Here is a 26,560-nt window from a genome sequence, read left to right on the forward strand (position 1 = left end):
ACCTTCTGCGACCGCCCGGGTGGCGCTCGCGGAACAGGCCCTAGGAGCCCAGGATCTTGCGCAGGAAACGCCCGGTGTGGCTGTCCTCGACCAGGGCGACGTCCTCGGGCGTACCGGTGGCCAGCACGGTGCCGCCCTTCGAACCGCCCTCCGGTCCCATGTCGATGATCCAGTCGGCGGTCTTGATCACATCGAGGTTGTGCTCGATGACGATGACGGTGTTGCCTCCGTCGACGAGCTTGCCCAGCACGCCGAGCAGCCGCCGGATGTCCTCGAAGTGCAGGCCGGTGGTCGGCTCGTCCAGCACGTAGATGGTCCGGCCCGTCGAACGGCGCTGCAGTTCGGAGGCGAGCTTGACGCGCTGGGCCTCGCCTCCCGACAGGGTGGTCGCGGGCTGGCCGAGACGGACGTAGCCCAGGCCGACGTCGTTGAGCGTCTTGAGGTAACGCTTGATCGCCGGGATCGCGTCGAAGAACTCCAGGGCCTCCTCGATCGGCATGTCGAGCACCTCGGAGATGGTCTTGCCCTTGTAGTGGACCTCCAGGGTCTCCCTGTTGTATCTCGCGCCGTGACAGACCTCACACGGCACGTAGACGTCCGGCAGGAAGTTCATCTCGATCTTGATGGTCCCGTCGCCGGAACAGGCCTCACAGCGGCCGCCCTTGACGTTGAAGCTGAAGCGGCCCTTGGCGTATCCGCGGACCTTGGCCTCCGTGGTCTGCGCGAACAGGTCGCGCACCTTGTCGAAGACCCCGGTGTAGGTCGCCGGGTTCGAGCGCGGGGTGCGGCCGATCGGTGACTGGTCCACGTGCACGACCTTGTCGACCAGGTCCATGCCGTTGATCCGTGCGTGACGCCCGGGGACGGTGCGGGCGCCGTTCAGCTCCTTGGCCAGGGCGTTGTAGAGGATGTCGTTGACGAGCGTGGACTTGCCCGAGCCGGAGACGCCGGTGACCGCGGTGAACACGCCCAGGGGGAACTCGACGTCGACGCCCTTGAGGTTGTGCTCACGGGCCCCCTTGACGGTGATCTGCCGCTTCCTGTCCCGCTTACGGCGGGCGGCGGGGACGGCGATGGTCCTGCGGCCTGACAGGTAGGCGCCGGTCAGCGAGTCCTCGGCGGACAGCAGGTCGGCCACGGTGCCGGAGACGACGACCTGGCCGCCGTGTTCGCCCGCGCCGGGGCCGATGTCGACCACCCAGTCGGCGGCGGCGATGGTGTCCTCGTCGTGCTCGACCACGATGAGCGTGTTGCCCATGTCACGCAGCCTGATCAGGGTCTCCAGCAGCCGCTGGTTGTCACGCTGGTGCAGGCCGATGGACGGCTCGTCGAGCACGTAGAGGACGCCGACCAGGCCGGAGCCGATCTGGGTGGCCAGGCGGATACGCTGCGCCTCGCCACCGGCGAGGGTGCCCGCGGCGCGGTCCATGGTCAGATAGTCCAGGCCCACGTCGAGCAGGAAGCCCATCCGGGCGTTGATCTCCTTGACCACCCGCTCGGCGATCTGCATGTCCCGGTCCGACAGCGTGAGCCCGGCCAGGAAGCGGGCGCAGTCGCCGATCGACATCGCCGAGACGTCGGCGATCGAGCGCCCCTCGACGGTGACGGCCAGCGAGACGGGCTTGAGCCTGGCCCCCCGGCATGCGGGACAGGGGATCTCCCGCATGTAGCCCTCGTACTTCTCCCGCATGCCGTCGCTCTCGGACTCGGCATGGCGGCGCTGCACCCAGGGGATGACCCCCTCGAAGGTGGTGTAGTAGGAGCGCTGACGGCCGTAGCGGTTGCTGTAGCGGACGTGGACCTGCTCGTCGTGGCCGTACAGCAGCGCCTTCTGGGCCTTCTTCGGCAGCCGCTCCCACGGGGTGCCCAGGGTGAACCCCGTGGCCAGGCCGAGCGCCTCGATGAGACGGACGAAGTAGTCGCTGGTGTGGCCACCCGCCCACGGGGAGATCGCGCCGTCCTCCAGCGTCTTCTCCGGGTCGGGCACGACGAGCTCGGGGTCGACCTCCATGCGCACCCCGAGACCCGTGCACTCGGGACAGGCGCCGAAGGGCGAGTTGAAGGAGAACGAGCGGGGTTCGAGCTCCTCGAACGACACGTCGTCGTAGGGGCAGTAGAGGTGCTCGGAGTAGAAGCGCTCGCGGTTCGGGTCCGTCTCGGGAAGGTCGACGAACTCCAGTGTGATCGTGCCGCCGGACAGCTGCAGGGCGGTCTCGACCGACCCGGTCAGGCGGCTGCGTGAGCTCTCCTTGACCGTGAGGCGGTCGACGATCACCTCGATGTCGTGCTTCTCCTGCTTCTTCAGCGTGGGCGGCTCGTCGAGGCGGACCACGGTGCCGTCGACGCGTGCCCTGGCGAAGCCCTTGGCCTGGAGCTGGCCGAACAGCTCGGCGTACTCCCCCTTGCGGCCGCGGATGACCGGCGCGAGCACCTGGAAACGGGTGCCCTCCTGCAGCTCCATCACCCGGTCGACGATCTGCTCGGGGCTCTGCCTGGCGATCGGGCGGGCGCACTGCGGACAGTGCGGCTTGCCGATGCGGGCCCACAGGAGCCTCAGGTAGTCGTAGACCTCGGTGATCGTGCCGACGGTCGAACGGGGGTTGCGGCTCGTCGACTTCTGGTCGATCGAGACCGCGGGCGAGAGCCCCTCGATGAAGTCGACGTCCGGCTTGTCCATCTGCCCGAGGAACTGCCTGGCGTATGCGGACAGTGACTCCACGTAGCGGCGCTGGCCCTCGGCGAAGATGGTGTCGAAGGCCAGGCTCGACTTGCCCGAGCCGGACAGCCCGGTGAAGACGATCAGAGAGTCCCGCGGCAGGTCCAGCGAGACGTCCTTGAGGTTGTGTTCACGTGCGCCACGCACGATGAGGCGGTCAGCCACTGCGATCCCGACGTCGATGTAGAGGGTTGAGAAGCGGTCGCGGGAAGACTAGCCACGGGGTCCGACAAAAATCCGCAAGCGGCGATGCGCCTGGTGGTCCTTCCCCGCCCTCACCAGGTTACGGCCTTCCCGGGGGCCCTTCGGGCCGCTTGTCGATGTCAACCGCCGGGACACGCCCTTTATGCCCTGGCCCAATCACCCGCCGCGGTGGTGGAGTGGAGGGATGGATGTCACAGACGTTCTCCAGGCCGAGCTCTCCGCCTCGAACGACCGCCTGCTGGCCGACGTCGCCGAGCTGTCGGACACCGACGTCACAGGCGGTTCACGGCTGCCCGGCTGGAGCAGGGGGCACGTCCTGACTCATCTCGCCCGCAACGCCGACAGCCTCGTCAACCTGCTGACGTGGGCCAGGACGGGCGTAAAGACCCCTCAGTATCCCGACCCGGGCAGGCGCGACCTGGACATCGAGGCGGGCGCGGGACGGCCCGCGCGGGAACAGTTCGCCGACCTCGAAGCCAGCACGGCGCGTTTCGCCGAGGCGGCCGCCGCCCTGTCCGGCGCGAACTGGTCGGCCCCGGTCGGCACGGCCCCCGTCCTCCACCCGGCCTGGTACGTGCTGGCGCGCAGGGCACGCGAGGTCGAGGTGCACCACGCCGACCTCGGCACAGGGTACGGACCCGCCGACTGGCCGGAGGCGTTCGCCCGCAGAGAACTGCACGACGCGATGCTGTGCTGGCCCCGGGAACTCTCGGTGGTGAGCGAGATCGTGGTCGAGGAGGTCAGGGACGGGGAGAACCACCACCAGGTCTGGCGGGACCTCGGCACGGGGCCGGTCCTCCAGGGCGACGTCTGGAGCCTGCTCGGGTGGCTTACCGGCCGGGCGTCGGGTGCGGGGCTTAAGGTGATGCCGGAGGGAACGGCGGGCAACCTGCCCGCGGAGGCGCGGGCAGCGCCCGCACCGCCCGGATGGCCCGCCCGCTCCGCTCCTACCGGCCTTCCCTCGAACCCGCCAGAGGAGTATCCATGACGTACACCGGCGACGTGCAGGTCGGCGGTCCAGCCGACGTGCGTGAGCTGCCCGACCTGACGATCTCGAAGCTGGCGGTCGGCCCCTACGACAACAACGCCTACCTGCTGCGGTGCAACGAGACCGGTGACGGCGTGCTCATCGACGCCGCCGCCGAGGCCGATCGGCTGCTGGCGCTCATCGGGGACCACCCGATCAGCAAGATCGTCACGACCCACCGGCACGGTGACCACTGGCAGGCCCTGGAGCAGGTCGCCTCCGCGACGGGTGCGACCGTCGTGGCGCATCCGCTCGACGCGCCCGCGCTACCGGTTCCCGTCGGCCTGAAGGTCGAGCACGGAGACGGGGTCACCGTCGGCGTGGTCACCCTGGAGGTGATCCACCTGCGCGGGCACACGCCTGGCTCGATCGCCCTGTACCGGCCGGGCCACGTGTTCACCGGTGACTCGCTCTTCCCCGGCGGCGTCGGCAACACCGAGAAGGACCCCGAGCGGTTCGACCGGCTCTTCACCGACGTCTCCGAGCGGATCTTCGACCGACTGCCCGACGAGACCTGGGTCTACCCGGGCCACGGCAAGGACACCACGCTGGGCGCCGAACGCCCGTCCCTGCCGCAGTGGCGCGCACGCGGCTGGTGAGCCTCCCCGGAACGCGTTCGCCCGGGGACCTCGGATGGTCCCCGGGCGAACGGAACGTCCCTCAGGCGGCCGTCACAGGGAGGACAGCTCGGACTCCCGGCGTTGCTCCCTGCGCTTCTCCCGCTTGAACATGAGCACGCGCAGCGGGATGGCCGAGACCATCGCTATCTGCATGATCGCGCCGACCTTGATGAGCGTGTCACCGCCCGCCAGGCCCGCGGCCCAGATGGTCAGGCAGGCCACGTTGATCATCATCCAGGCCAGGACCGCGGCCGCCAGGTTGCCCTTGGGCTTGGGGTACTCGATCCGGCTGACCATGAGGTAGGCGATCCCGAAGATCGGCAGCACCGTCCAGATCGACGGTGCGAACAACATCACGACCGAGACCACGGTCATGGCGCCCATCGGGATGGGCAGCCCCATGAAGTCACCGCTCTTGGTCTTCACGCAGGCGAATCTGGCCAGCCGGATGACCCCGGCCAGCAGCACGGACCCCGCGGCGGTCATCACCAGCGGGAAGGGCACCTGGGGAGTGAATCCGGCCCAGATGACCACCATGAACGCCGGGGCGAACCCGAAGCTGATCACATCGGCCAGGTTGTCCAGTTCGGCGCCCATCGCCGAGGCGCGGAACTTGCGCGCGACCAGACCGTCGAACAGGTCACAGGTCGCGCCGATCAGCAACAGCACCACGGCGGTGCCGAAGAACCGGGGGTCTGCGGCGAAGGGCTTGTGCTCCTGCAGCGCGCGGATCGCCGACCAGGCGAGCACGCAGACCGACAGGAAGCCGCACAGCGCGTTGCCGAGGGACAGCGAGTCGGCCGCGGAGAGCCGGAAGGCCTTGCCGACCGGCCCCCTCGGCTCCTCGTCCGTCTCGTCAAGAGGCCAGCTCGCGTCAGCCGTGGTCAAGGCCGGTCACCCCCGCGACAGTCCGTTGGCCGACCGAGACCGCGGGCTCGATCCCCTCGGGCAGGTAGACGTCCACCCGGGAACCGAGCCGGATGAGACCGATGCGCTCGGCTCTGGCCACCTTGGCTCCCACGGTCAGGTAGGGGATGATGCGCCGCGCGACGGCACCGGCGATCTGGACCAGCTCCACGTCGCCGACCTCGGTCGCGAAGTGCCAGACCACCCGCTCGTTCTTGTCGCTGTCCTTGTTGAACGCGGGAACGAACCCTCCGGTGACGTGCTCGATCGAGGTCACCGTACCGGCCAGCGGGGCACGGTTGACGTGCACGTCGAGCGGGCTCATGAAGATCGCCACACGAGTGCGGCCGTCCGGCCACGGGTCGATGCTCTGCACCACGCCGTCCGCGGGCGACAGGATCCGCGCCGTACCCGGCGTGCGCTCGGGGTCCCGGAAGAACCAGAGCATGCCACCGGTGAGTACGGCCAGCGGAGCCGCCGCCAGCGCCCAGCGCCGGTCACGACGGCTGAGCAGCGAGGTCGCTGCAGTGGCGGCCACGGTTGGGAGCAACCACGGGGAGACGCCACGCGCCAGCCGTACACGGCCCGGCTTATGGCTTGCTGAATCGTGGGACACAGGAAACCTTTTGATGTCTTGCGGCATTAGACCGGTATTGTCTGCCTGCTCTCCGGCAGGATGCTACCCGTCTCTCAGCCCTGGTACGGCGTAACGAGACAAGCAAAGCGCGTCACAAGCCAATCCGCTAGCCCTGGTCGGCGCTCGCGGCGGTGGTGATGTGCTCGCCCTCGCGTGCGTCGCGGCGGGCCTTGATCAGGCTGGCTCCGGTAGTGATCACCATGGTGACGCCGATGACCGACAATGACAGCCAGATAGGCACCTCGGGTGCCCAGGACACGCCGCTGGAGTGCAGCGCCTCGGCAATCAGCTTAACCCCGATGAAGCCGAGGATGAACGCGAGACCGTAGCTGAGGTAGGCCAGACGCTGCAGCAGGTCGCCCAGCAGGAAGTAGAGCTGACGCAGTCCCATCAGCGCGAACGCGTTGGCCGTGAAGACGATGAAGGCGTCGGTCGTGAGGCCGAAGATGGCGGGAATCGAGTCGAGCGCGAAGAGCAGGTCGGTGGTGCCGATGGCGATCATCACGATGAGCAGCGGGGTGACCATGCGCCTGCCGTCCACCTTGACGAGGACCCGGGAGCCGACGTAGTCGTCGGTGTGGGGCAGCGCCCTGCGGGCCCAGCGCAGCACCAGGTTCTCCTTGACCTCTTCCTCCTCGTCCTGGCCGTGCTGGCGGACCAGCTGCACCGCGGTGTAGATGAGGAACAGGCCGAACACGTAGAACAGCCAGCCGAAGCTGGACAGCGCGGCCGCGCCGACGGCGATGAAGCCGCCTCGCATGACCAGGGCCATCAGGATGCCGACCAGCAGCACCTTGTGCTGGTAGATCTTCGGCACCGCGAAGCGGCTCATGATGATGTAGAAGACGAAGAGGTTGTCGACGCTCAAGCTGTATTCGGTCAGGTAACCCGCGAAGAACTGGCCCGCCGAGGTCGGCCCGGCGAAGATCCACAACACCACACCGAAGATCACCGCGAGCGTCACATAGAAGCCGACCCAGAAGCCGGCCTGCCGCGGGGAGAACTCCCGGGGTTCACCCCGGTCAACGATCCACAGGTCAAAGGCAAGAATGACCAGCAAACCACCAATAACGGCGATCCAAGCCCATACGGGAATAGTCACAACAAAACCTCCGGCGGCGCGCATGACTGACAGCCGGAGGTCTCTCCCGCCCGTGCGTAACCAAGCACGAACCGACAGCCCCGGGGGCCCCGTGGAGTGAGGCAACACCGTGATGACGAGACTGTCACGAAGGGATACTCCCCCCCTAACCAAACCAGTATAGATGCCGGGCCTGGCAGTGCCCAATTCGGCGGTGGGTTCCACAAGGATGTTCCCACGGCGGACCGCCGCCTGCCATGGGATCCTTCAGGTAATCCCTCCCCGATCCCCACGTAGATCGCCGTAGACCTCCCGCACCGCCTCAAGGGCCTCAACCGCACCGGGCAGCTCACGGCCTCGCCGTACGGCCGCCTCTCTCAGGGCCGTGGCCAGGCCGCCGTCGGCGAGCAACCTCCCGACCGCCCCGCGCAGCGCGACGGCGTCGCCGTACGGCACCAGCAACCCGGCGTCCCCGACCATCGGCGGGATTCCGCCGACCGCGGTGGCGATCACCGGTGTGCCCGCCCGCAGGGCCTCCTGCACCACGAGCGGCTGGCCCTCCCAGCGGCTGGGCACCACCAGGGCTCCGGCGACGGTGAGCAGATCCCCGATGTCCTCCCGGTTCCCGAGGAGCCTCACGGGCAGGCCCTCCCGGGCGACGCGCTCCTCAAGCGGCCCGCGCAACGGCCCGTCCCCGGCGACCAGGAACACCGGTCCCTCGGTGTTCTCCCTCCCTGCGAAGGCCGAGGCGACGTCCAGGAGGGTTTCCAGCCCCTTCTGCTGGGCGAGCCTGGCGACCGTCAGCAGGACGGGCCGGCCGCCGACGCCCAGTCCCGCCCTGACGTCCTGGGCCGATCGCCCCGATGGGGTCAAGACGGGCGCCGGGACGACGGCGGCCGCGACGTTCCGGGCGCCCAGCCCGGTCATCCGCTCGCCCAGGTCCGGGGAGACCACCAGGATCCGGTCCGCCAGCCGGGCGACGATCCGTTCGAGCAGGGCGTAAACCGTGCCGACCGCCCCGCCCGCCGTCGCGGCGTTGTGCAGGGTCACCACCAGACCTGTCCCGGTCCCGGCCAGGGCGAGCGCGGCCAGCGCCCCGGCCCGCAGCCCGTGCGCGTGCACGACGTCCGCCCCCCGCAGCCCCCGCAGCACCCGTACGGCCCGCAGGTCGTGCAGCGGGCGCGGCCTGTCGGAGATCGGCACGGGCAGAAAGACCGCGCCGAACCGCTCGAAGGCGAAGACCTCCCGGGTACCCGGTGGCCCTGCAACGACCACCCGGTGTCCCTCGCGGGTCAGGCCCTCGGCCAGCATGGCCACGTGCCGCCCCACACCGCCCGTGCTGGTGCCCAGCACCAGCGCCGTCCGCTCACTCATCGGCACCGTTCCTCTCCCGTGACTCCTGCGGGTCCCGGGAGCCCTGAGAGTCTTGAATGTCCTGAGAGCCTTTGGAGGGCGCCCGTCTGAACCGCGCCAGCAGCATCCGGGCGTCCGGCCCGTCGATCACCGAGGCCACGATCGCGAACGCCACGCAACCCGCCGACGCGGCGCCCAGCCCGACCGGGACGCACATCCACTTGGAGACGTTCTGAAAGGGCGTGACGACCGCCAGTCCCGCCGCCCAGGCCGCCCCGCCACCGGCCACGGCGGCCAGCAGGCCCCGCCAGGCCCCGTGCAGCGCCGTCGTCCCCCTGGCCCGCAGCACGGCGAACACCAGCAGGATCCCGCCCACGGTCATGCCGACGGTGCTGCCGAGCGCCAGGTCGCCGACCACCTCGGTCCGCTCACCCGTGGCCCCGGCCAGCAGGATCTGCGCCACCAGCGCCGCCACCCACCCCGCGACGGAGGCGATCGCGGCCGACCTGCCCCGGCCGCAGGCGTACAGCACCCGGGCGAGGTGGAACATCAGCGCGTATCCCGCCAGGCCCGGCGCGAACAGCACGACCGCCCGTGCCATCTCCGCGGGATCACCGCCCGGGGTCCCCTGGAGGAACACCCGGGCCACGGGCACGGCGACCGCCGCCATCACCCCGGCGGCCAGCCCCGTGACCAGCAGCACGACCCGGGTGGTCGAGGCGGTGAGGTCGTCGAACCCGGCCAGGTCCCCCTCACCCGCCCGCGTGGCGAGCACAGGGAACGAGCTCGTCGCGATCGGCACCACGAGCACCGCGAAGGGAAGCTGGTAAAGCGCCCAGGCGTATGTGTAGACGCCCGTCGCCCCCGCCCCGCCCAGGTCGTTGGCCAGGCGGACGACCACGGTCAACGCGATCTGCTGCGCCACGAGGACCGCGACGCCCGCGGTCGCGAGCCGCCGGGCGCGGGCGGCGACGCCGGGCGGGAAGGACAACGACGGCCGCAACCGCAACCGCAGCCGGGCCACCGGACCGATCACCGTGACCACCATGGCCGCCGCGGCGACGGTCGCGCCGAGGGAGAGCGTCAGCTGCCCCGCCGTGGTGAGGGCGGAGAGGTCGTGCGCGGCGTCACCGCCGAGTGGCTGGAAGACCAGGTAGGAGCCGATGATCAGCAGACTGGACACCAGCGGCGCCAGGGCGGGCCCCATGAAGCGCCGGTGGGCCTGGAGCACACCGTAGAGGATGACCGCGAGTCCGAAGAAGATCATCCGAGGGGCGAAGACGACGAGCATGTCCGTGCCCACCCCGATGACCTGACTCACGTCGCAGTCGCCGACGTCGCCGACCAGCAGGGTGACGACCGGCCCCGCGAAAGCGGCGATGAGCAGCGTCAGCGGGACCAGTGCCAGCAGTACCCAGGTCAGCAGTGCCGAGGTGGTCCTGCCGACCTCGGCCCTGGCCTCGGGATCGGTGGCGGACCTGGAGGCCGCCGAAGCCAGGACCGGAACCACCGTCCCGGCCAGCGCGCCCCCCGCGACCAGTTCGAAGACGATGTTGGGAACGTAGTTGGCGGTGTTGTACGCGGTGCTCAGACAGAGGTTGCCGACGGTCTGGGACTGAACGAGATAGCGGCCGAACCCCGCCACCCGAGCCACGACGGTCACGATCCCGATCAGGAGCGCCGCCCCCGCGACCCCCTGGCCGATCTTCCTGATCATCAGTCGGCGGGCGCCTGCTCCACGGGACGACGGCCGAGCATGTCGATGCGGTTGAGCACCGGGTTGGCGGCGATGACCCTGGTGAAGCTGATCCGCTCCGAGGCCGCGGTGAGCGCGACCACGGTGCCGAGCACGGCGAGGCGGCCAGGTCTGCCGAGAGTCGTGGCCGCCGCCAGGCCCACCAGCGCGCCCAGGGCGTTCGCCCCCGCGTCTCCCAGCATGGCCCGCTCGCCCAGGTCCTCGGGCAGCAGCGCGAGCGCCGCACCCATGGGTAGTGCGATCAGAGCCGCCGGGACCGGGTCGCCACGGCGCAGCCCGGCCGCCAGCAGGGGAACCCCGGCCAGCAGGCCCACCTTGATCGCACGTCCCGGCCTCAGGTCGAACAGGTTGGCCAGGTTGGCCGAACCCGCGACGAGCGCCCCGTCGACCACGACGTCCACCGGGCCGCGGGCGGTCAGGGCCGCGGCGGCCAGGCCCGTCACGCCGATGCCGACCAGCTTCACGGCACCGCTGGTGATCTCCCCCTTCGCCAGGGCGTTCAGATGCCCTCTGAAGCCCTTCGAGGAGGTCGCGCCGTACAGATCGTCGTAGGCGCCCAGAGCACCGCTTCCCGTCACGGCGAGCAGCACGGCCGCGCGGGTCCTCACGGGCAGCCCGGGAAGCGCCGCGGCGGCCGCGGCGGCGCCTGCGGCGAAGGCGGGCCCTTCGAGCAGGGTGATCGGCTCGCCTCTGTGATTGGTCCTCTCCCAGGTCTCCGCGTCACCGACCGGTGGCCTGCGGCTGAAGGCCGCGTAGGCGAGCCTGGCGGCGGCCGCTCCGGCGAGGGCGCCGGCCAGGGCGCCGAGAAGAGCGCGACGAGCCATGGGGTTCATCCTCCGGAGGTGGGCGTGGGGACGGCGGGCGCGCTGGGCTCGATGGCCGAGACGCCGGGGCCCATGCCGTACTGGCCTGAAGAGCCTGACAGTTGTTCCCGCAGAGCGTAGACCACCACGACCCTGCCCGCGGGCATATCGACGTTGTCCACGGTGGAGACCTTCTCCGCGGCGACGGTGTCCTCCCGCAGCGCGGCCAGGGCGCCGCCTGCGGCGCTGCTGTTCAGCGGACCGGCCAGCACCGTCCCCCGGCCCGCCTCGTCGAGCGCCGTGGCCATCGAGACCACCGCGGCCGACTGCGCGACGGCGGTCTCCCCTGCGTACGGCTCGGCCGGGCCGATCACCAGGGCCAGGTCGGCGCGTTTGGCGGGCTGCTCCGCGACGTTGATCAGACCGCCGCGCTGGAATGCCTCAAGGACTCCGGTCGCGACCGGGTTCGCCTTGCCGACCTGCGCGGGGTCGCCGGTCACGATCGCGTTCGCGAGCACCGCGGCCGCCTTGTCGTACGGCGTGTCCTCGGCGGTGAAGGTCATCTCAACAGGCTTGGCGTCGGTGGCCAGCCTGTCGACGACGTCCGACTGGGTCGCGTCGAGGTATTTGTCGGTGAGGGTGACCCGGCCGCTCACGATCGCCCCGGACTCGGTGACCACCTGCTGCACCGCCTCGCGCATGCTCACCGAACTGCCGGGGGCCTCGACGATGACGACACGCTCACCGGCGAGCGTGTCGCGCACGAGCCTGGGGGTGTCGGCCGTGACGAACGCGTCGTTGGCGGCGTTCTGGCCTTGCACCGTCTTCAGCTCGGCGCGCAACTCGTTGTTGCTCAGCCTGAGCTGGTTGGCCAGGGTCTCCGCCGTGTCGATGGCGGGCTCCTTCAGCAGGGTCGTGCCCAGCACGATGCCGACGGAGAGCGCGAGGAAGATCGCGACGATGGAGACGAGGTGATAGCGGAAATCGATCACGAGAAGAGTCCGACCAACCAGAAGATGAAGCCGTTCCAGATGTCGCGGACGCTGTCGAGCCAGATCTTGCCCACCGGGGAGACGATGACGGCCAGCCCCATGGTGATCAGCGTGGTGGCGACGAGCAGGAGCAGGGACGGAGTGGAGATCCGGCTGCGGTAGAGCCGGCTGACGCCCTTTGCGTCGATGAGCTTGCCCCCGACCCGCAGCCGGGTGAGGAAGGTGCTGGCCATGCCGGAGCGGCCCTTGTCGAGGAACTCGACCAGCGTCGCGTGGGTGCCGACCGCGACGATCAGGTCGGCGCCCTTGTCGTCGGCGAGCAGCATGGCGATGTCCTCGCTGGTGCCGATGGCGGGGAAGACCACGGCGCTGCAGCCGAGCTGTTGCACCCGTTCGAGACCCGGTGCCCTGCCGTCCCGGTAGGCGTGCACGACCAGCTCGGCCCCGCAGGTCAGGGCCTTGGTGGAGACGGAGTCGAAGTCGCCGACGATGATGTCCGGCACGTAACCGGCCTCCAGGAGGGCGTCCGCGCCGCCGTCGACCCCGATCATGATCGGGCGGTACTCCCGGATGTAGGGGCGCAGGACGGCGATGTCCTCCTTGTAGTGGTAGCCGCGCACCACGATGAGAACGTGCCGCCCCTCCATGACGGTCGCGATGTCGGGGACGCCGACCCCGTCGATGAGCAGGTCGCGCTCGCGCCTGACGTACTCCATGGTGTTGGCCGCGAACGCCTCGATCTGGACGGTCAGCCCGGCCCTGGCCTCGACCATCGCGGCCTCGATCGACTCGGCCGACTGCACGTCGCCCTTGGCGACCACCTCGTCGTCGAGGTAGACGACGCCCTCGTGCACCCTGACCAGGTCGCCGTCCTTGACACGGTCGAAGATCTCGGCGGTGGCGTTGTCGACGAACGTCACGCCCGCCTCGACGAGGATCTGCGGACCCAGGTTGGGGTAACGGCCACTGATGCCCGCCGCGACGTCGATCACCGCCGCCGCACCGCACGCGACAAGCGCCTCCGCGCTCACCCGGTCAACGTCAACGTGATCGATAATCGCGATTTCCCCGGCCTTGAGGCGCTTGGTCAGCCTCTTGGTCCGCCGATCGATTCTCGCCACTGCCGTCACCCCGGGAAGGTCCGTGGCCTTCCTGCGGCGGAGGTAACCGTTGAGCCTGCGTTGAAGCTCGTCCGTCGGCACCTTCATCACGCCCATCCTGCCAGAGGGAAAGACCGGCCGAGCCATGCGGTTGACGGTGTGTCAGATTCGTCACTGAAGATCCCCACGCGGCCCCGCCCCCTGAGCTATCCGAAAGACCTCCCGTTATTCCTACCTCGCCGCCGTCGGTGGCCGGGCCTTCGCGCGACGGGTTCAGGCCTTGTCCGCGGCGGCGATCGACAGAAGCTCCTCCGCGTGTGCCCTGCCCAGTTCGGAGTCCTCAAGCCCGGCGAGCATCCGGGAGAGCTCTCGCGCCCGGCCGTCCTTGTCCAGGGCGACCACACCGCTGCGTACGACGCTGCCGTCGCTCGCCTTCTCCACCACGAGGTGCTGGTCGGCGAAGGCCGCGACCTGGGGCAGGTGAGTGACGACGATCACCTGTGCGGTGCGCGCCAGGCGTGCCAGCCTGCGGCCGATCTCCACCGCGGCCTTGCCTCCGACCCCCGCGTCGACCTCGTCGAAGACGAACGTCGGGACGGGGTCGGCACCGGCGAAGACGACCTCGATGGCGAGCATGACCCGGCTCAGCTCGCCGCCGGAGGCGCCCTTGTTCAGCGGCAGCGCCGGCGAGGCGGGGTGCGGGGCCATGCGCAGCTCCACCTCGTCGATCCCGTGCGGCCCGAACTCCGCCGCGGCGGTGATGACGACGGTCACCCTGGCGTGCGGCATGGCCAGAGCGGTGAGTTCCTCGGTGACGGCCTGTCCGAACCGTTCGGCGGCGGCCGTCCTGACGCGGGTCAGCTCGGCGGCCAGCTCGGTCAGCCTGCCGGTGAGCTCCTCGTGTTCGCGGGCGAGTTCACCGATCCGCTCGTCGTCACCCTCCAGCTCGGCGACCCGCGCCGCGGCCTGCTCGGCCCAGGTGAGCACGACGCCGGTGTCCTCGCCGTACTTGCGCAGCAGGTGGTTGAGCACGGCCTGCCGTTCCTGCACGGCCGCAAGCCGAGCCGGGTCCGCCTCGACGGACTCGGCGTAGGAGGCCAGCTCGGTGGCCACGTCCGAGATCAGGTAACCCGCCTCGGCGAGCCGGTCGGCGATCCCGGCGAGCACCGGGTCGAATTCGCGGACCGCCTCGACGGCGGCTCGTGCCCGTCCGACCAGGGTGACGGCGTCCTGCATCTCCCCCTCGCCGGACATCGGGTCGCCGAGCAGCGCGCCGTGCGCGGTCTCGGCCGCGCTCCTGAGGGAGTCGGCGTGGGCGAGTCTCTCCCCCTCCTCACGCAGTTCGGTCTCCTCCCCACGTCTGGGGTCGGCCTGCTCGACCTCCTGAAGCCCGAACCTGAGCAGGTCCGCCTCCTGGGCGCGTTCCCTGGCCCTGTCGGTGAGCTCGGCCAGCTGGTCGGCGACCTGCCTGTGCCGTTTGTAGGCCTGCTCGTAGGAGCGCAGCGGCTTGACCAGTTCCTCGCCCACGTAGCGGTCGAGGGCCGCGCGCTGGCGTCCCGGCTGCAGCAGCCGCTGCTGGTCCATCTGGCCGTGCACGGCGACCAGATCCTCGGCCAGGTAGGTGAGGGTGCCGACGGGCACGCTCCGCCCGCCGAGCCAGGCCCGGCTGCGGCCCTCCGCCGAGACGGTGCGGGAGATGATCAGCTCGCCGTCCTCGACCTGGCCGCCCACGTCCTGCACCTGCTGGGCGACCCGGCCCGCCGGATCGACCACGAGAGTGCCCTCGACCGTCGCCCTGTCCGAACCGGGCCGGACACGGGCCGGGTCCGCCCTGCCTCCGAACAGCAGCCCGAGACCGGTCACAACCATGGTCTTACCCGCACCCGTCTCGCCCGTGAGCACGGTGAACCCCGGCGAGAGCACCAGGACGGCCTCGTCGATCACACCGAGCCCTTGGATGCGGACCTCCTCGACCCTGGGTCGCACTGGTCCCTCCCGTCACATCGAATTCACCGAACATCAGTGCGGTGCGCGGGCACGATCCTACGCGTTCGGGACGACCACCGCCCGGACGATCTAGGCTCGCGTCCGGCCGCGCCACCCCTGGACGGGAAGGTCGAACTTGGCGACCAGCCTGTCGGTGAAAGGCGCCCCGGTGTCCTCGATCCCGTGCAGACGCGCCAGCCGTACGGGGAGGTCGGCTCTGCGGACCTCGACGCGCGCCCCGGCGGGCAGGTCGAACCGGCGGCGCCCGTCGCACCACAGCACCGCCCCCGCCGTCGCGGGCTGGACCTCCAGCGCCAGCGTCGAACGGGGCGAAACGACCAGCGGCCTGGCGAACAGCGCGTGGGCACTGATCGGCACCAGCAGCATCGCCTCGACCTCCGGCCACACCACCGGGCCGCCCGCGGAGAAGGCGTAGGCGGTCGAACCCGTCGGCGTGGCGCAGATGACCCCGTCGCACCCCCAGCGCGACAGCGGCCGTCCGTCGACCTCGGCGACCACTTCGAGCATCCGCTCGCGTTTCTCCACCGTGGCCTCGTTGAGCGCCCACGTGTCGGCCAGCAGCTGCCCGTTGAGGCGGGCGGTGACCTCGACGGTCATCCGCTCCTCGACGTCGTAGCGGCCCCGCACCACGGAGTCGACCGCGTCCGAGAGGTTCTCGACCTCCGCCTCGGCCAGGAAGCCGACGTGCCCGAGGTTGACGCCGAGCAGCGGCACCCCCGCCGGACGGGCCAGTTCGGCGGCCCGCAGCAGGCTGCCGTCACCGCCCAGAACGATCATCATCTCGGCGCCGTGTACCGCCGTCTCACCCGCGGGCGTCACCTCGACGCCCGCGCACGCGATCGACTCGGCCTCGGCTCGCAGGACACGGACGGTCAGCCCGGCCTTGACCAGCCTGCCGATCACCAGACGGGCGCTGTCGACGGCCGCGCCCCGCCCGGTGTGGGCGGTGACCAGCACGGTGCGCTTGGCAGTCATGTTCCACTCTCCCGGAGGGCGGGCACTACTGGGGACCTTCCGCGACCGCGCGCCCGATCTCGGCCGCGACGTCCGCTACCTGTGGCGGGCCTTCTCCCCGGCCCAGCCAGATGACGTACTCGACGTTTCCCGAAGGGCCGGGCAGCGGACTCGCGGTGACACCCCGCACGGTCAGGCCGAGCGCCCGCGCGCTGTCGGCGACGTCCTGTACGGCCTGGCCCCGCAGCACCGGGTCCCTGACGACCCCGCCGGCGCCGACCCGTTCCCTGCCGACCTCGAACTGGGGTTTGACCAGCATCGCGAAGTCCGCCCGCTCCGCGGCGCAGGCGACCAGGGCGGGCAGCACCAGACGCAGCGAGATGAACGACAGGTCCCCGACGATCAGCGTGGGCGGCTGCCCGACCATCTCGGGGGTCAGATCCCTGACATTGACCCGCTCCATGACCGTGACCCGCTCGTCGGTCCGCAACGACCAGGCCAGCTGGCCGTAACCGACGTCGACGGCCAGCACGTGCGCGGCGCCGTTGCGCAGCAGCACGTCGGTGAAACCCCCGGTCGAGGCTCCCGCGTCCAGGCAGTGGCGTCCCTCGACGGTCAGCCCCCGGGGGCCGAAGGCCTCAAGGGCGCCGAGCAGCTTGTGCGCCCCCCGCGAGACGTAGTCGGGGCCCTCCGCGGCCTCGGCGACCACGATCGCGGAGGCGGTCTCCACCTGGGTGGCCGGTTTGGCGGCCACCTGGCCGCCGACGGTGACCCTGCCCGCCTCGATGAGCTGGGACGCCTGTTCGCGGGACCTGGCCAGGCCGCGCCGTACCAGTTCGCTGTCGAGGCGTGTGCGGCGGCTCACCGGTGCTGGTCCGCGGTGCCGTCCGCCGCGGCGAGTGCCTGTTCGAGCCCGGCGAACACCTCCTCGAACACACTCGCGTGCGCGGAGACAGGCGTCGTACCCAGCCGGGCCAGCCCGCCCAGCGCCGTGTCGACCCGCTCCTCTCCGGTCTCCCCCGGCAGGTCCGTCATGCGCCCCCCATCGAAAGCCGTTCCCCGCCGGCTCGGCGGCCGGCGTGGTGGTCGCACGGGAACGGATCCACACCACCCCGTGTCGCCTTGACCGTATCGGAAGCCGTGCCGCGCGTCGCATCGGCCACTCACCGACCGAAGTGGGCGGTCCGCGAACTACTGTACGTGTCTCGCCCGTTGTCACCTTGATGGAACGGAAGGCCGCCCGCGCGTACCCTCACGTCATCCAGGAACACCGTGTCGGGAGCCTTCTCGCACGCACCGGATCACGTGCCACATCGATGTGGAACGCTACCGTCCGTAGAGACGACAAGGAGTTCGGGCCGCCCGGACAGAAGGGAGCGCCAAACGATGGCGACCGTCGACGAGTGCCGGGTGGCACTGCGCAAACTCGGCGAGCAGTTCGACGAACTCGACCAGGAGAGCCGCGCCAGGCACGTGGTCGACCGCAGCATCAGCTGTCACATCAGCGACCTGGGGGTCACCTTCTACGGCCGCATCCACCACGGAGGGCTCGGCCCCTTCGACGACCTTCCTCCGGGTGACGCCAGATCCGCGAACGTGAAGCTGACCATAGGCAGTGACGACCTGATCGCCCTGGTCAACGGTGAACTCGACATGGGGCGCGCGGTGTTCGGCGGCCGTGTCAAGATCGATGCCAGTTTCGGCGACCTGATGCGCCTGCGTAAGCTCCTGTGAGCCGTCACGGCCCCCGGTTTCGGGACGTCTCACCCGGGTGAGGACGTCCGGCCGGAGAGCGGGGAGCCGAGGACGGCCTTCACGGCGTCCTCGTCCGCCCGGCCGGCACCGGCCGCCTCCCACGCCGCGGCGCAGGCCGCCCTGAGGCCGTCGACGGGGTCCCCCTCCCCCTCCAGCCTGAGACGGCCCTCCTGCCAGCGGGCGTTCCACCTGCGGCAGGACCAGCCGTCTCCGGCCCGTCGCACCTGAGGGTAGGGCAGGTGCAGAGCCGACAGGTCCGCCGCGACGTACGAGGGCCTGTGCTCGGGTGGCGCCGTCAGCAGGTCCAGCGGAGTGGTCACGCCTGTCAGCACGAGCAGCCCGTCGACCCCGGCGTTGGTCGCTCCCTCGATGTCGGTGTCGAGCCGGTCGCCGACCACCAGGGGCCGCTTCGAACCGGTCCGCAGGATCGACTCGCGGTGCAGTGGCGGCTCCGGCTTTCCCGCGACGATCGGCTCGGCCCCGGTCGCCGTGGCGATCACCCTGATCATCGCGCCGTTGCCCGGGACCTCACCGCGTCCCGTGGGCATGGTCGAGTCCGCGTTCGCGGCCACGAACAGAGCCCCCTGCCGTACGGCCAGCGCCCCCTCGGCCAGCAAGCCGTAGGAGATGCCGTGGGCCATGCCCTGCACCACCGCCGCCGGGTCTTCCAGGGCGGTGCTGACCGGACGCAGCCCATGGGCGCGTACGGCGTCACGCAGACCCATCCCGCCGACGACCAGCACCGCGGCGCCCGGATCGACCCGTTCGGCCACCAGTCTCGCGGCGGCCTGAGCCGAGGTGACCACGTCATCGGGCGTGGCGGGAGCGCCGAGCGCGCTCAGGTGCTGGGCGATCGCGCGAGGAGTGCGTGAGGCGTTGTTGGTGACGTACGCGAGCCGTACGCCGCGTTCCACCGCCTCACGCAGCGCCTCGGGAGCCCCCGGCACGGCGTCGGGCCCGAGATACACCACCCCATCGAGATCGAGGAGAAGAGTGTCATAGGGGTCGATCAACGTTTGCGTGTCCACCCGCCCATTCCATCACCCGCGGGAATCACGCCCGGCGGGCGCGTAGCGTCGCCCGGACGCTCTTCAGGGCCGACACGTAGTGCCGCTGGTCGGGACGCATGGCGACGGCGATGGCAAGGGGCTCCTGTGCCCCCTCCATGTCACCGGTCCGCCACAGAGCGAGCCCGAGCCCGAAATAGGCGTAGTCCTCGGCCGGGTTCGCGTCGATGATCCATCGGAAGCTGTCGGCGGCGTCGGCGTACTGTCTGGAGTTGAACTGGGCACGGGCGAGTGCCTCGCGGATGCTTCGCGACTCCGGCTCCGCGTCGGCGGCACGTTCCAGCAGCGCGGCGGCCGCGGCCGGACTGCCCTCGCCCAGCAGCTTCATCCCTCGTTGAAACCATTCATAGACGTCCCCGACCGGAGCGCCCGTCTCGGGGTTGGGGGAATCAGACGGACCGCTACGTCCTTGGACCATGCGTTAGGCCTCCTTCATCGACAGACGACAGATCTGACCGATCCCCTGACGGACCCGGGTACCGCATCACCGAGGCGGCCCCTGGACGTTTCAGGCCTTTATGGCAGCATGCCCTATATGGCGAATCCTGAACTGCCGATACACGACGGGCTCGTGCTTCGCCCGTTCCGTGGCGTACGGTTCACGGTCGGCAATCCCGCGGAGGTGACCTCTCCCCCCTACGACCTCATCGAGGAAAACGGCGTTCAGGACCTGCTCACCTCACATCCCAACAACGTGGTGCGGCTCATCCTTCCCGGAGCCGACCGTCACCGGTACGCCGAGGCACGGCAGACCCTGGACGCGTGGCTCTCCTCCGGGGTGCTGGCCGCCGACGAGACGCCGGCCGTCTACGTCTACGAGCAGGATGGCCCCGGGGTCCTGCAACGCGGGCTCATCGGCGACGTCGGCCTGGCCGAGCCGGAACAGGGTGTCATCCTGCCGCACGAGGACGTGATGCCCGGCCCGGTCGCCGACCGGCTGGCCCTCATGCGGGTGACCGAGGCGAACCTGGAGCCGATCTTCCTTCTCTACGAGGGCGCGGGAGGAACCGCCACCCGTCTTGTCGACCGGATCGCCGCCGACCGGTCGCCCCTGGTCGAGGCGTGGACCCAGGACGGGGTCAGGCACCGGCTGTGGGCCGTTACCGATCCGGAGGAACTCTCCGGCATCAACGCCGACCTCCGTTCCCGCCAGGCCCTCATCGCGGACGGCCATCACCGTTACGCCACCTATCTCGCCCTTCAGCGCGAACACCACGCCGCCTCCGGCTCTGCTCCTTCCTCTTCTGCGGGCACCGCTTCCCCGATGAACAGCTTTCCGCCAGGCGCGAGCACACAGGACCAGCCCGTTGAGCCGGGACCCTGGGACTTCGGTCTGGCTCTTCTGGTGGACTCCGACTCCTATCCGCCGAACCTGCGGGCCATCCACCGCGTCATCCCGGGTCTGCCGCTTCGGGAGGCCGTGGACCGAGCCGGACGGGCCTGGAAAGCCCGCCGGCACACCGACCTCACGGAGGGGTTGGCGGCCCTGGCCCAAGCGGAGGAACCCTCCTTTCTCCTGTCGGACGGAGACGACACGTATCTGCTCACCGACCCCGACCCCGTGCGGCTCGGCAGCGCCATGCCCGAACATCGCTCCGCTCGATGGCGCGCGCTGAACACCGCAGTCCTCGCGGAGTTCGTCCTGCCCGGACTCTGGGGACTGCGGGACGACGAACAGACGGTACGCATCGTGCACCACGACCCCGCGGCAGCCGTACGGCTCGCGCGGGTGAGCGGGGGAACGGCCGTGTTGCTCAACCCGTTGACGGTCGACGACGTGCTCGCGGTCGCGGCCCAGGCGGAGCGGGTGCCGCGCAAGTCCACTTCCTTCGGCCCCAAACCCCGCACGGGACTGGTGTTGCGCGTGCTGTCCCTCGGCTGAGGCTCCGTACGGAAGAAGACTCCCGGTCAGCCACCATCCGATCGGCTCATGCCCGTGACCAGACGGGCCCGCCCCGCTCTCCTGGCCCCAGGAAAGGACACCGGATCTACGCCCTCCGGGGGGTGCCCAGGCGAGGCCGGTTCGTGAGCGCCCTTCGTAAGAGCGGCCCCGCCTTCAGACGCCTGCCCCGGAGCCGCCGACGACGTGATCACCGGCGTGGGCTGCTCCGGGCCGGAAACTCCGCCCTCTTTTCCACCTGCGGGCTCGCCCGGATGCCCGAGACGTCTGGCCGAGCGGACCTCGACCTCGTAACCCGACGACTTCGAACCCTCACTTCCCCACCAACGGCGACGCAGTGCTCCCTCCACCTCCACCATGTCGTCGGCGAGCCACTCGGCTGCGGTCACGGTGACCTCAGGCTCGAACGACGCGCACGGAATGGTGTCCACCTGGCCTCCTCTGCCACGGCGCTGCCGTCTGACGATCATCCGCCAGGTGCCGAGCGTGCCGCCGCTCTGCAGTGACCGGATGCGCACCGCCTCGGGCAGTCGACCCACAAGTGTGACCTCGTTACGGTCCATCGGATCCTCCTTCGATCTCTGCCGACCGAGGACCACTCTTTACGATGTGAGCTGTGCCGGAACGACTAGAACGCCGTTCTGGGGATAACCGTTCCAGTTCTGAGGTGGCCTGTGGACAACATCACCGCCCTCGGCGGAGAGGTCTATGAGATCGACACAAGGATGGCGGGATACTCAGGTATCACGGCTGGATACCTGATTCTGGGAGATCGTCCCTGTCTGGTGGAGACAGGAACCGCGACCTCCGCTCCCGTGGTCCGCGACGCCCTCGCCTCCCTCGGCGTCGGCCCCGGTGATCTCGCGACAATCGTGGTGACGCACATCCATCTGGACCACGCCGGTGGGGTCGGCGATCTGGCGGGGTTCTATCCCGAGGCGGAGATCGTGGTTCATGAGAAAGGCGCCAGACACCTCGCCGACCCCTCCCGGCTGATGGCCAGCGCGAGAATGGTGTGGGGTGACAAGCTGGACGTCCTGTTCGGCGAGATGTCCCCGACCGAGGCGGCGAGAATCCGCGCGCTCGGCGACACGGGAAGCGTCGACCTCGGCAACGGCCGTACGCTCAGCAGCCACTACTCGCCGGGCCACGCCAAACACCATGTGGGACTGATCGACTCGGGGACCGGCGACCTGTATGTCGGCGACGCCGCCGGAGTCTACCTGCCGCAGACCGGAGATCTGCGTCCGGCCACTCCCCCGCCGGACTTCGACCTGCGGACCGCGCTGGACTCGATCGCCCTGTTCGAGGCGTTGGGCCCGCAGCGGCTACTGTTCAGCCACTACGGGCCCGTTGACGACGTCCAGGAGACTCTGGAGCGTTCCGCTGAGGAACTACGCGTCTGGGTGGACCTGACCCGCCAGGCGCACTCCGCCGGTATGGACCTGGACCACGCCGTGGCGATGGTCAGGGAACGCACCCGGGAGAGATACGCGGCACTGCAGGCCGACGACGCGACAGCCGAACAGTTCGAACTGCTCAGCGGCGCTCCGTCCAACGTGGCGGGGATCATCCACTGGCTGGACCGCGTCCAGCCGTGAGACGACGTCCCGTCCCGGGCGGGCAGGCGCCTCACCCGGGACGGGTACGGGTCACTTCTTCTTCTCGTCCTTGGTGACGTCATCGTCGTCGTCGGCCGGAGAGTCACCGAGCGTGTCACCGAAGTCGGGCTCGATGAAGGCAGGACCGACGCCGGGCTCGATCCGCTCCGTCACCTTGTCCTCCTCGCCCTCGGGCTTGAGCTCGGCCTCGCCGAGGAGCGGCTCTCCAGCGGCGAGGTCGCCCACAGGCTCAAGGTCCTGAAGGTCGTCCTCAGCCTCGATCTCCGCGTCGAGGACGGCGGCGTCGTCGATCATGACGGTCTCCACGACGATTCCCTCGTCCTCCGCTTCGGGAAGGTCGGCCACCTCGTCGGCGTCCAGCCCGTCGAGGTCGAAGTCCTCGTCGTCCTCAAGATCCTCGATGTCGTCGATGATCGTTCCGGTCAGCTCCGCGTACCTCTCGGCCGCGTCGGTCTCGCCGTCCTCGTCGAAGGCCATGGCACGGCCGAACCACTCGGTGGCGGCCTCCTCGTGCCCCGCGTCGGCGAGCGCGTCGGCGTAGGCGAAGGCGAGCCTCGCCGACCAGGGGTGCGGACGCGTGTCACGCAGCTCAGGCAGACGCTGGAGGGTGATGACCGCGGCGTCCTTCTGGTGAAGGTCACGACGGGCACCGGACTCCACGATGGCGAGCTCGATCTTGCCGGCCCTGTCGAGGCGCTCCGCCTCCTTCGAACGGGCCAGGTCCAGCGCCCGCTCAGGACGACCGAGTCCCCGCTCGCAGTCCGCCATGACCGGCAGGAAGGAGTCGGAACCCGTCATGCGGCGGGCGGCGCGCAGGTCGCTGAGCGCCTCCGCGAAGTGCCCCGCCCGGTAGGCGGCGATGCCGACGGCCTCGCGGACCACGCCGATGCGGGCCGCGAAACGACGAGCCACCTTCGTGTGCTCGTAGGCCTGCTCGGCCTCGTCCTCCCCGAGGGCCCGCTCCGCCGCCACGAGGTGGCGGGAGACCAGGTCCGCGAGGTCGAGCGGGAGGGAGCTCAGCTCTTCCCTGACCTCCTTGTCGAGCTCCTCGGCGGTGATGTCGGGAGCCATCGCAGGCAGTTCCTCGCGCGCGTTGGCCGGGGCCTCGCCGCGCTCGCCGGGCTCCTGGTTCCTGCTGTAGCGCGTGCGGGAACCCTCACCTTCGCCGCGGAACGCGCCGCCCCGGTCACCTCGGTCGCCTCGGTCGTAGGAAGGCCTGTCACGGTCACCGTAGGGACGGCGCTCGCCACCACCACGGTTGTCGCGGTCGCCGTAGGGACGGCGCTCACCACCGCCGCGGTCGTCGCGGTAGCCACCGCCGGGACGATCGTCACGGTTGAACGGACGACGATCCCCCCCAGGACGCGGACCACGAGCCTGGTCACGATCACCATAGGAGCGGCGCTCGCCACCACCACGGTTGTCACGGTCACCATAGGGACGGCGCTCACCGCCGCCACGGTTGTCCCGATAGCCACCACCGGGGCGATCACCCTGATCACGGGAACCGTACGAACCACGAGCCTGATCACGATCACCGTAGGAACGGCGCTCACCGCCACCGCGGTTGTCGCGGTAACCACCACCGGGACGGTCATCACGACCATACGAAGGACGATCCCCCCGATCACGGGAACCGTACGAACCACGAGCCTGATCACGATCACCGTAGGAGCGACGCTCTCCGCCGCGGTCGTCGCGGTAGCCACCGCCGGGACGGTCGTCACGGTTGAACGGACGACGATCCCCCCCAGGACGCGGACCACGAGCCTGGTCACGATCACTGTAAGAACGGCGCTCGCCACCACGGTTGTCACGGTCACCGTACGAACCACGGGACTGGTCACGGTCACCGTAGGAACGGCGCTCACCGCCACCGCGGTTGTCGCGGTAACCACCACCGGGACGGTCATCACGACCATACGAAGGACGATCCCCCCGATCACGGGAACCGTACGAACCACGAGCCTGATCACGGTCACCGTAGGGACGGCGCTCGCCACCACCACGGTTGTCGCGGTCGCCGTAGGGACGGCGCTCACCACCGCCGCGGTCGTCGCGGTAGCCACCGCCGGGACGATCGTCACGGTTGAACGGACGACGATCCCCCCCAGGACGCGGACCACGAGCCTGGTCACGATCACCATAGGAGCGGCGCTCGCCACCACCACGGTTGTCACGGTCACCATAGGGACGGCGCTCACCGCCGCCACGGTTGTCCCGGTAGCCACCACCGGGGCGATCACCCTGATCACGGGAACCGTACGAACCACGAGCCTGATCACGATCACCGTAGGAACGGCGCTCACCGCCACCACGGTTGTCGCGGTAACCACCACCGGGACGGTCATCACGACCATACGAAGGACGATCCCCCCGATCACGGGAACCGTACGAACCTCCTGAACGCCCTTCTCGGCGCTCGCCATATCGAGGACCGTCCCCTGGACGTCCCCTGCCACCGGCCCCGCGGTTGTCGCGGTAGCCCCCCTGACCGCCGAATCCGCGGTTTTCGCCTTCTTCGCGCCGGCCCGCGCCGTCACGCCCGTTGTCACTGTTCACTTCTGGTTCCATTTCGTTTGCTCACTCGGCGAGCGCGTCCCGATCTTCAGATGAATGGGACGATTCGCTGTGCGGGCGATCTCCGGCCGCAGGACACATCCCGTTCGCTATCGCTGCCCTGTCCTATCGTGGTCTGGCGCAACGAAGGCCACCCTCGGTGGGGCGGCCCGGCTCCTCCAGCCTAGCAAGCCACTCAAAGTCCGGAGGCCTATGCCGTCGTATCGAAGGCGGCCAAGGATACGGACTGCCCAGCCCCTACCTGCCTTTACAGTTCCGCAGCCCCCGTACGGTTCCCTGGAGTCTTTTTATCCTGAAATCGCAGCTCATAGCCGGTGAGCCCCACGATCAGCAGAAACCCTGGCCGCGCCAACAGCAAGCAGATCGCACCTCTTGCGATGCTGAAGCCATGACCGATCTTGAGCCTGTCGATCTGGAGTTGCTCACTGGATTCGCCGCGAAGATTGATCCGCTCACGCAGAGCGTCCTCGTCAGTGGGGATGCGGAGCAGATGAGTGGCTTCGTCCGCGAAGCGGCGTGGAGCTGTACGGAGAGGCCGTACTTCGAGCACCTGCCGGAAGTAGGCGAGCTCTACAGCGCCTGGATGGGAATCGACGACGTCCTCGATGGCTGGCCCGCCGGCTACGGGACCGACATCGATGCCCTGGCCATGCGCGAGTTCAGACTCGCGGCCCAGGAGTGGCTGGAGATGCCACTGACGGAGACCGGCTTCCGGCACTACATGCGTCGGTGGGGGACACGGGTCGCGGAAGACGCCTGGCCCTCACCCGGAGGAGTCAACCGGCGGCAGCGGCCAACCATCACGATGGCTCCCACCGACCTTGAGAACTTCACGACCTGATTGGCACTGACCAACACAGATGTGAAAGCCGACCACACCACACGTACGCTGCCTCGCTGAAGGCCTCTTACCTGGCCTATGTCGTCCTCGACGGCATGCTCATCTTGATCACCCGGCCCGCTGAGGACACGCCGTGCCGCTCGGCAGATTCCTCACTGATCCGGTTGGCCAGCTGGTTGGACATGAAAGGTGTTGGGTCGGCTTCTCCTCCGCCAGGCGGGCTTATTCATACTGCGCACAAAACGCCAGGCACCGTTCTTCAAACAATGGAACACACCTCTACGGCACCACCTGGTCCTCCCACCACCCGCCCCCGCAACAGAAAAAGGGGCAGCCTCGCCGCCCCTCACGTCACCTTTCCAGGCCGGGCACAAACAAAAAAAGGGGCAGCCGCCGACCACCCCGCACCCCAGACACCCCCACCTGGAACACAACCCCACCCAGGGAACACCCCAACAGCCAAACACACAAAAAGGGGGCAGCCCACAGCCCCCCCACCCACGCACGCACCCCTGAAAAACAACAAAAAAAGGGGGGCCACCCAAAAGGATGACCCCCCACAAAAGATTGTCCGGCGGCGACCTACTCTCCCACACCGTCCCCGGTGCAGTACCATCGGCGCTGAAGAGCTTAACTTCC

At 69.5% G+C, this 26,560-nt stretch carries 24 protein-coding genes; 7 read left to right on the forward strand and 17 right to left on the reverse strand.

The genetic code is table 11. From position 1 onward, the window contains the following. Window positions 1-40 precede the first annotated feature (40 nt). Window positions 41-2,881: an excinuclease ABC subunit UvrA gene (gene uvrA / locus ABZ470_RS31475; protein ID WP_362915953.1), complete on the reverse strand. Its 2,841-nt coding sequence runs from the start codon at window positions 2,879-2,881 to the stop codon at window positions 41-43. A 223-nt stretch (window positions 2,882-3,104) separates the two neighbouring features. Here uvrA and ABZ470_RS31480 point away from each other — a divergent pair, with 223 nt between their 5' ends. Together ABZ470_RS31480 and ABZ470_RS31485 are read left to right on the forward strand one after the other, a co-directional pair. Further along, window positions 3,105-3,908: a maleylpyruvate isomerase family mycothiol-dependent enzyme gene (locus ABZ470_RS31480; RefSeq protein WP_362915955.1), complete on the forward strand. Its 804-nt coding sequence runs from the start codon at window positions 3,105-3,107 to the stop codon at window positions 3,906-3,908. Further along, entirely contained in the window at window positions 3,905-4,546 is a 642-nt protein-coding gene (locus ABZ470_RS31485; RefSeq protein ID WP_362915957.1) for an MBL fold metallo-hydrolase, read from the forward strand. Before ABZ470_RS31480 ends, ABZ470_RS31485 begins: the two co-directional genes overlap by 4 nt. A gap of 72 nt (window positions 4,547-4,618) precedes the next feature. Here the strand turns inward: ABZ470_RS31485 and pssA are convergent, their stop codons facing one another. The 12 genes from pssA to ABZ470_RS31545 form a co-directional block, all read right to left on the reverse strand. Then, the gene (gene pssA / locus ABZ470_RS31490; protein WP_352013210.1) at window positions 4,619-5,455 is read right to left on the reverse strand and encodes a CDP-diacylglycerol--serine O-phosphatidyltransferase; all 837 of its coding nucleotides are present in this window, start codon (window positions 5,453-5,455) and stop codon (window positions 4,619-4,621) included. Then, on the reverse strand, window positions 5,442-6,116 hold the full coding sequence (locus ABZ470_RS31495) for a phosphatidylserine decarboxylase (RefSeq protein WP_352013211.1): 675 nt from the start codon (window positions 6,114-6,116) through the stop codon (window positions 5,442-5,444). Before ABZ470_RS31495 ends, pssA begins: the two co-directional genes overlap by 14 nt. 100 nt (window positions 6,117-6,216) lie before the next feature. After that, the gene (locus ABZ470_RS31500) at window positions 6,217-7,236 is read right to left on the reverse strand and encodes a TerC family protein (RefSeq protein ID WP_352013212.1); all 1,020 of its coding nucleotides are present in this window, start codon (window positions 7,234-7,236) and stop codon (window positions 6,217-6,219) included. Between the two features lie 222 nt (window positions 7,237-7,458). Beyond that, window positions 7,459-8,565, reverse strand: a complete 1,107-nt coding sequence (locus ABZ470_RS31505) for a glycosyltransferase family 4 protein (RefSeq protein ID WP_362915959.1) — start codon at window positions 8,563-8,565, stop codon at window positions 7,459-7,461. Continuing rightward, window positions 8,558-10,261: a lipid II flippase MurJ gene (locus ABZ470_RS31510; protein WP_362915961.1), complete on the reverse strand. Its 1,704-nt coding sequence runs from the start codon at window positions 10,259-10,261 to the stop codon at window positions 8,558-8,560. Before ABZ470_RS31510 ends, ABZ470_RS31505 begins: the two co-directional genes overlap by 8 nt. After that, window positions 10,261-11,124, reverse strand: coding sequence for a hypothetical protein (locus ABZ470_RS31515; protein ID WP_352013215.1), 864 nt, complete (start codon window positions 11,122-11,124; stop codon window positions 10,261-10,263). Before ABZ470_RS31515 ends, ABZ470_RS31510 begins: the two co-directional genes overlap by 1 nt. 5 nt (window positions 11,125-11,129) lie before the next feature. Further along, on the reverse strand, window positions 11,130-12,095 hold the full coding sequence (locus ABZ470_RS31520; RefSeq protein ID WP_362777285.1) for a copper transporter: 966 nt from the start codon (window positions 12,093-12,095) through the stop codon (window positions 11,130-11,132). Beyond that, complete coding sequence (steA, locus tag ABZ470_RS31525; protein WP_352013217.1) at window positions 12,092-13,303, reverse strand: putative cytokinetic ring protein SteA; 1,212 nt, start codon at window positions 13,301-13,303, stop codon at window positions 12,092-12,094. The genes ABZ470_RS31520 and steA overlap by 4 nt, the downstream gene beginning before the upstream one ends. 165 nt (window positions 13,304-13,468) lie before the next feature. Continuing rightward, window positions 13,469-15,181 (reverse strand): DNA repair protein RecN, encoded by a 1,713-nt coding sequence (gene recN / locus ABZ470_RS31530; protein ID WP_352013218.1) that lies wholly within the window; start codon window positions 15,179-15,181, stop codon window positions 13,469-13,471. A gap of 90 nt (window positions 15,182-15,271) precedes the next feature. Then, window positions 15,272-16,177 carry an NAD kinase gene (locus ABZ470_RS31535; protein WP_352013219.1) on the reverse strand — a complete coding sequence of 302 codons (906 nt, stop codon included), beginning with the start codon at window positions 16,175-16,177 and terminating at the stop codon, window positions 15,272-15,274. A 25-nt stretch (window positions 16,178-16,202) separates the two neighbouring features. Continuing rightward, on the reverse strand, window positions 16,203-17,021 hold the full coding sequence (locus ABZ470_RS31540; RefSeq protein WP_352013220.1) for a TlyA family RNA methyltransferase: 819 nt from the start codon (window positions 17,019-17,021) through the stop codon (window positions 16,203-16,205). Next, window positions 17,018-17,191: a hypothetical protein gene (locus ABZ470_RS31545; protein ID WP_352013221.1), complete on the reverse strand. Its 174-nt coding sequence runs from the start codon at window positions 17,189-17,191 to the stop codon at window positions 17,018-17,020. Before ABZ470_RS31545 ends, ABZ470_RS31540 begins: the two co-directional genes overlap by 4 nt. Before the next feature lie 351 nt (window positions 17,192-17,542). On the opposite strand from ABZ470_RS31545, the gene ABZ470_RS31550 reads away from it, so the two are divergent. Further along, window positions 17,543-17,890, forward strand: a complete 348-nt coding sequence (locus tag ABZ470_RS31550) for an SCP2 sterol-binding domain-containing protein (RefSeq protein WP_352013222.1) — start codon at window positions 17,543-17,545, stop codon at window positions 17,888-17,890. A gap of 29 nt (window positions 17,891-17,919) precedes the next feature. Here the strand turns inward: ABZ470_RS31550 and ABZ470_RS31555 are convergent, their stop codons facing one another. Both ABZ470_RS31555 and ABZ470_RS31560 read right to left on the reverse strand, forming a co-directional pair. Then, window positions 17,920-18,939 (reverse strand): HAD-IIA family hydrolase, encoded by a 1,020-nt coding sequence (locus ABZ470_RS31555; protein ID WP_362915964.1) that lies wholly within the window; start codon window positions 18,937-18,939, stop codon window positions 17,920-17,922. 25 nt (window positions 18,940-18,964) lie between these two features. After that, window positions 18,965-19,306, reverse strand: coding sequence for a tetratricopeptide repeat protein (locus ABZ470_RS31560; RefSeq protein ID WP_352013224.1), 342 nt, complete (start codon window positions 19,304-19,306; stop codon window positions 18,965-18,967). A gap of 207 nt (window positions 19,307-19,513) precedes the next feature. On the opposite strand from ABZ470_RS31560, the gene ABZ470_RS31565 reads away from it, so the two are divergent. After that, window positions 19,514-20,860: a DUF1015 domain-containing protein gene (locus tag ABZ470_RS31565; protein ID WP_362915966.1), complete on the forward strand. Its 1,347-nt coding sequence runs from the start codon at window positions 19,514-19,516 to the stop codon at window positions 20,858-20,860. A 26-nt stretch (window positions 20,861-20,886) separates the two neighbouring features. On the opposite strand, the gene ABZ470_RS31570 is transcribed toward ABZ470_RS31565, so the two are convergent. After that, the gene (locus ABZ470_RS31570) at window positions 20,887-21,441 is read right to left on the reverse strand and encodes a single-stranded DNA-binding protein (RefSeq protein ID WP_362915968.1); all 555 of its coding nucleotides are present in this window, start codon (window positions 21,439-21,441) and stop codon (window positions 20,887-20,889) included. A 162-nt stretch (window positions 21,442-21,603) separates the two neighbouring features. On the opposite strand from ABZ470_RS31570, the gene ABZ470_RS31575 reads away from it, so the two are divergent. Then, window positions 21,604-22,479, forward strand: a complete 876-nt coding sequence (locus tag ABZ470_RS31575; RefSeq protein ID WP_362915984.1) for an MBL fold metallo-hydrolase — start codon at window positions 21,604-21,606, stop codon at window positions 22,477-22,479. Between the two features lie 51 nt (window positions 22,480-22,530). Here ABZ470_RS31575 and ABZ470_RS31580 read toward each other — a convergent pair whose 3' ends face one another. After that, window positions 22,531-23,571 carry a hypothetical protein gene (locus tag ABZ470_RS31580; RefSeq protein ID WP_362915970.1) on the reverse strand — a complete coding sequence of 347 codons (1,041 nt, stop codon included), beginning with the start codon at window positions 23,569-23,571 and terminating at the stop codon, window positions 22,531-22,533. On the opposite strand from ABZ470_RS31580, the gene ABZ470_RS31585 reads away from it, so the two are divergent. Next, a complete protein-coding gene (locus tag ABZ470_RS31585) occupies window positions 23,476-24,906 on the forward strand; it encodes a hypothetical protein (RefSeq protein ID WP_362915972.1) in 1,431 nt (476 codons plus the stop codon). The genes ABZ470_RS31580 and ABZ470_RS31585 overlap by 96 nt on opposite strands. 562 nt (window positions 24,907-25,468) lie before the next feature. Then, window positions 25,469-25,921 carry a hypothetical protein gene (locus tag ABZ470_RS31590; protein WP_362915974.1) on the forward strand — a complete coding sequence of 151 codons (453 nt, stop codon included), beginning with the start codon at window positions 25,469-25,471 and terminating at the stop codon, window positions 25,919-25,921. Window positions 25,922-26,560 lie beyond the last annotated feature (639 nt).

Origin of the sequence: Streptosporangium sp. NPDC020072, assembly GCF_040631445.1 — a bacterium.
In the GTDB taxonomy this organism is placed as follows: domain Bacteria; phylum Actinomycetota; class Actinomycetes; order Streptosporangiales; family Streptosporangiaceae; genus Streptosporangium.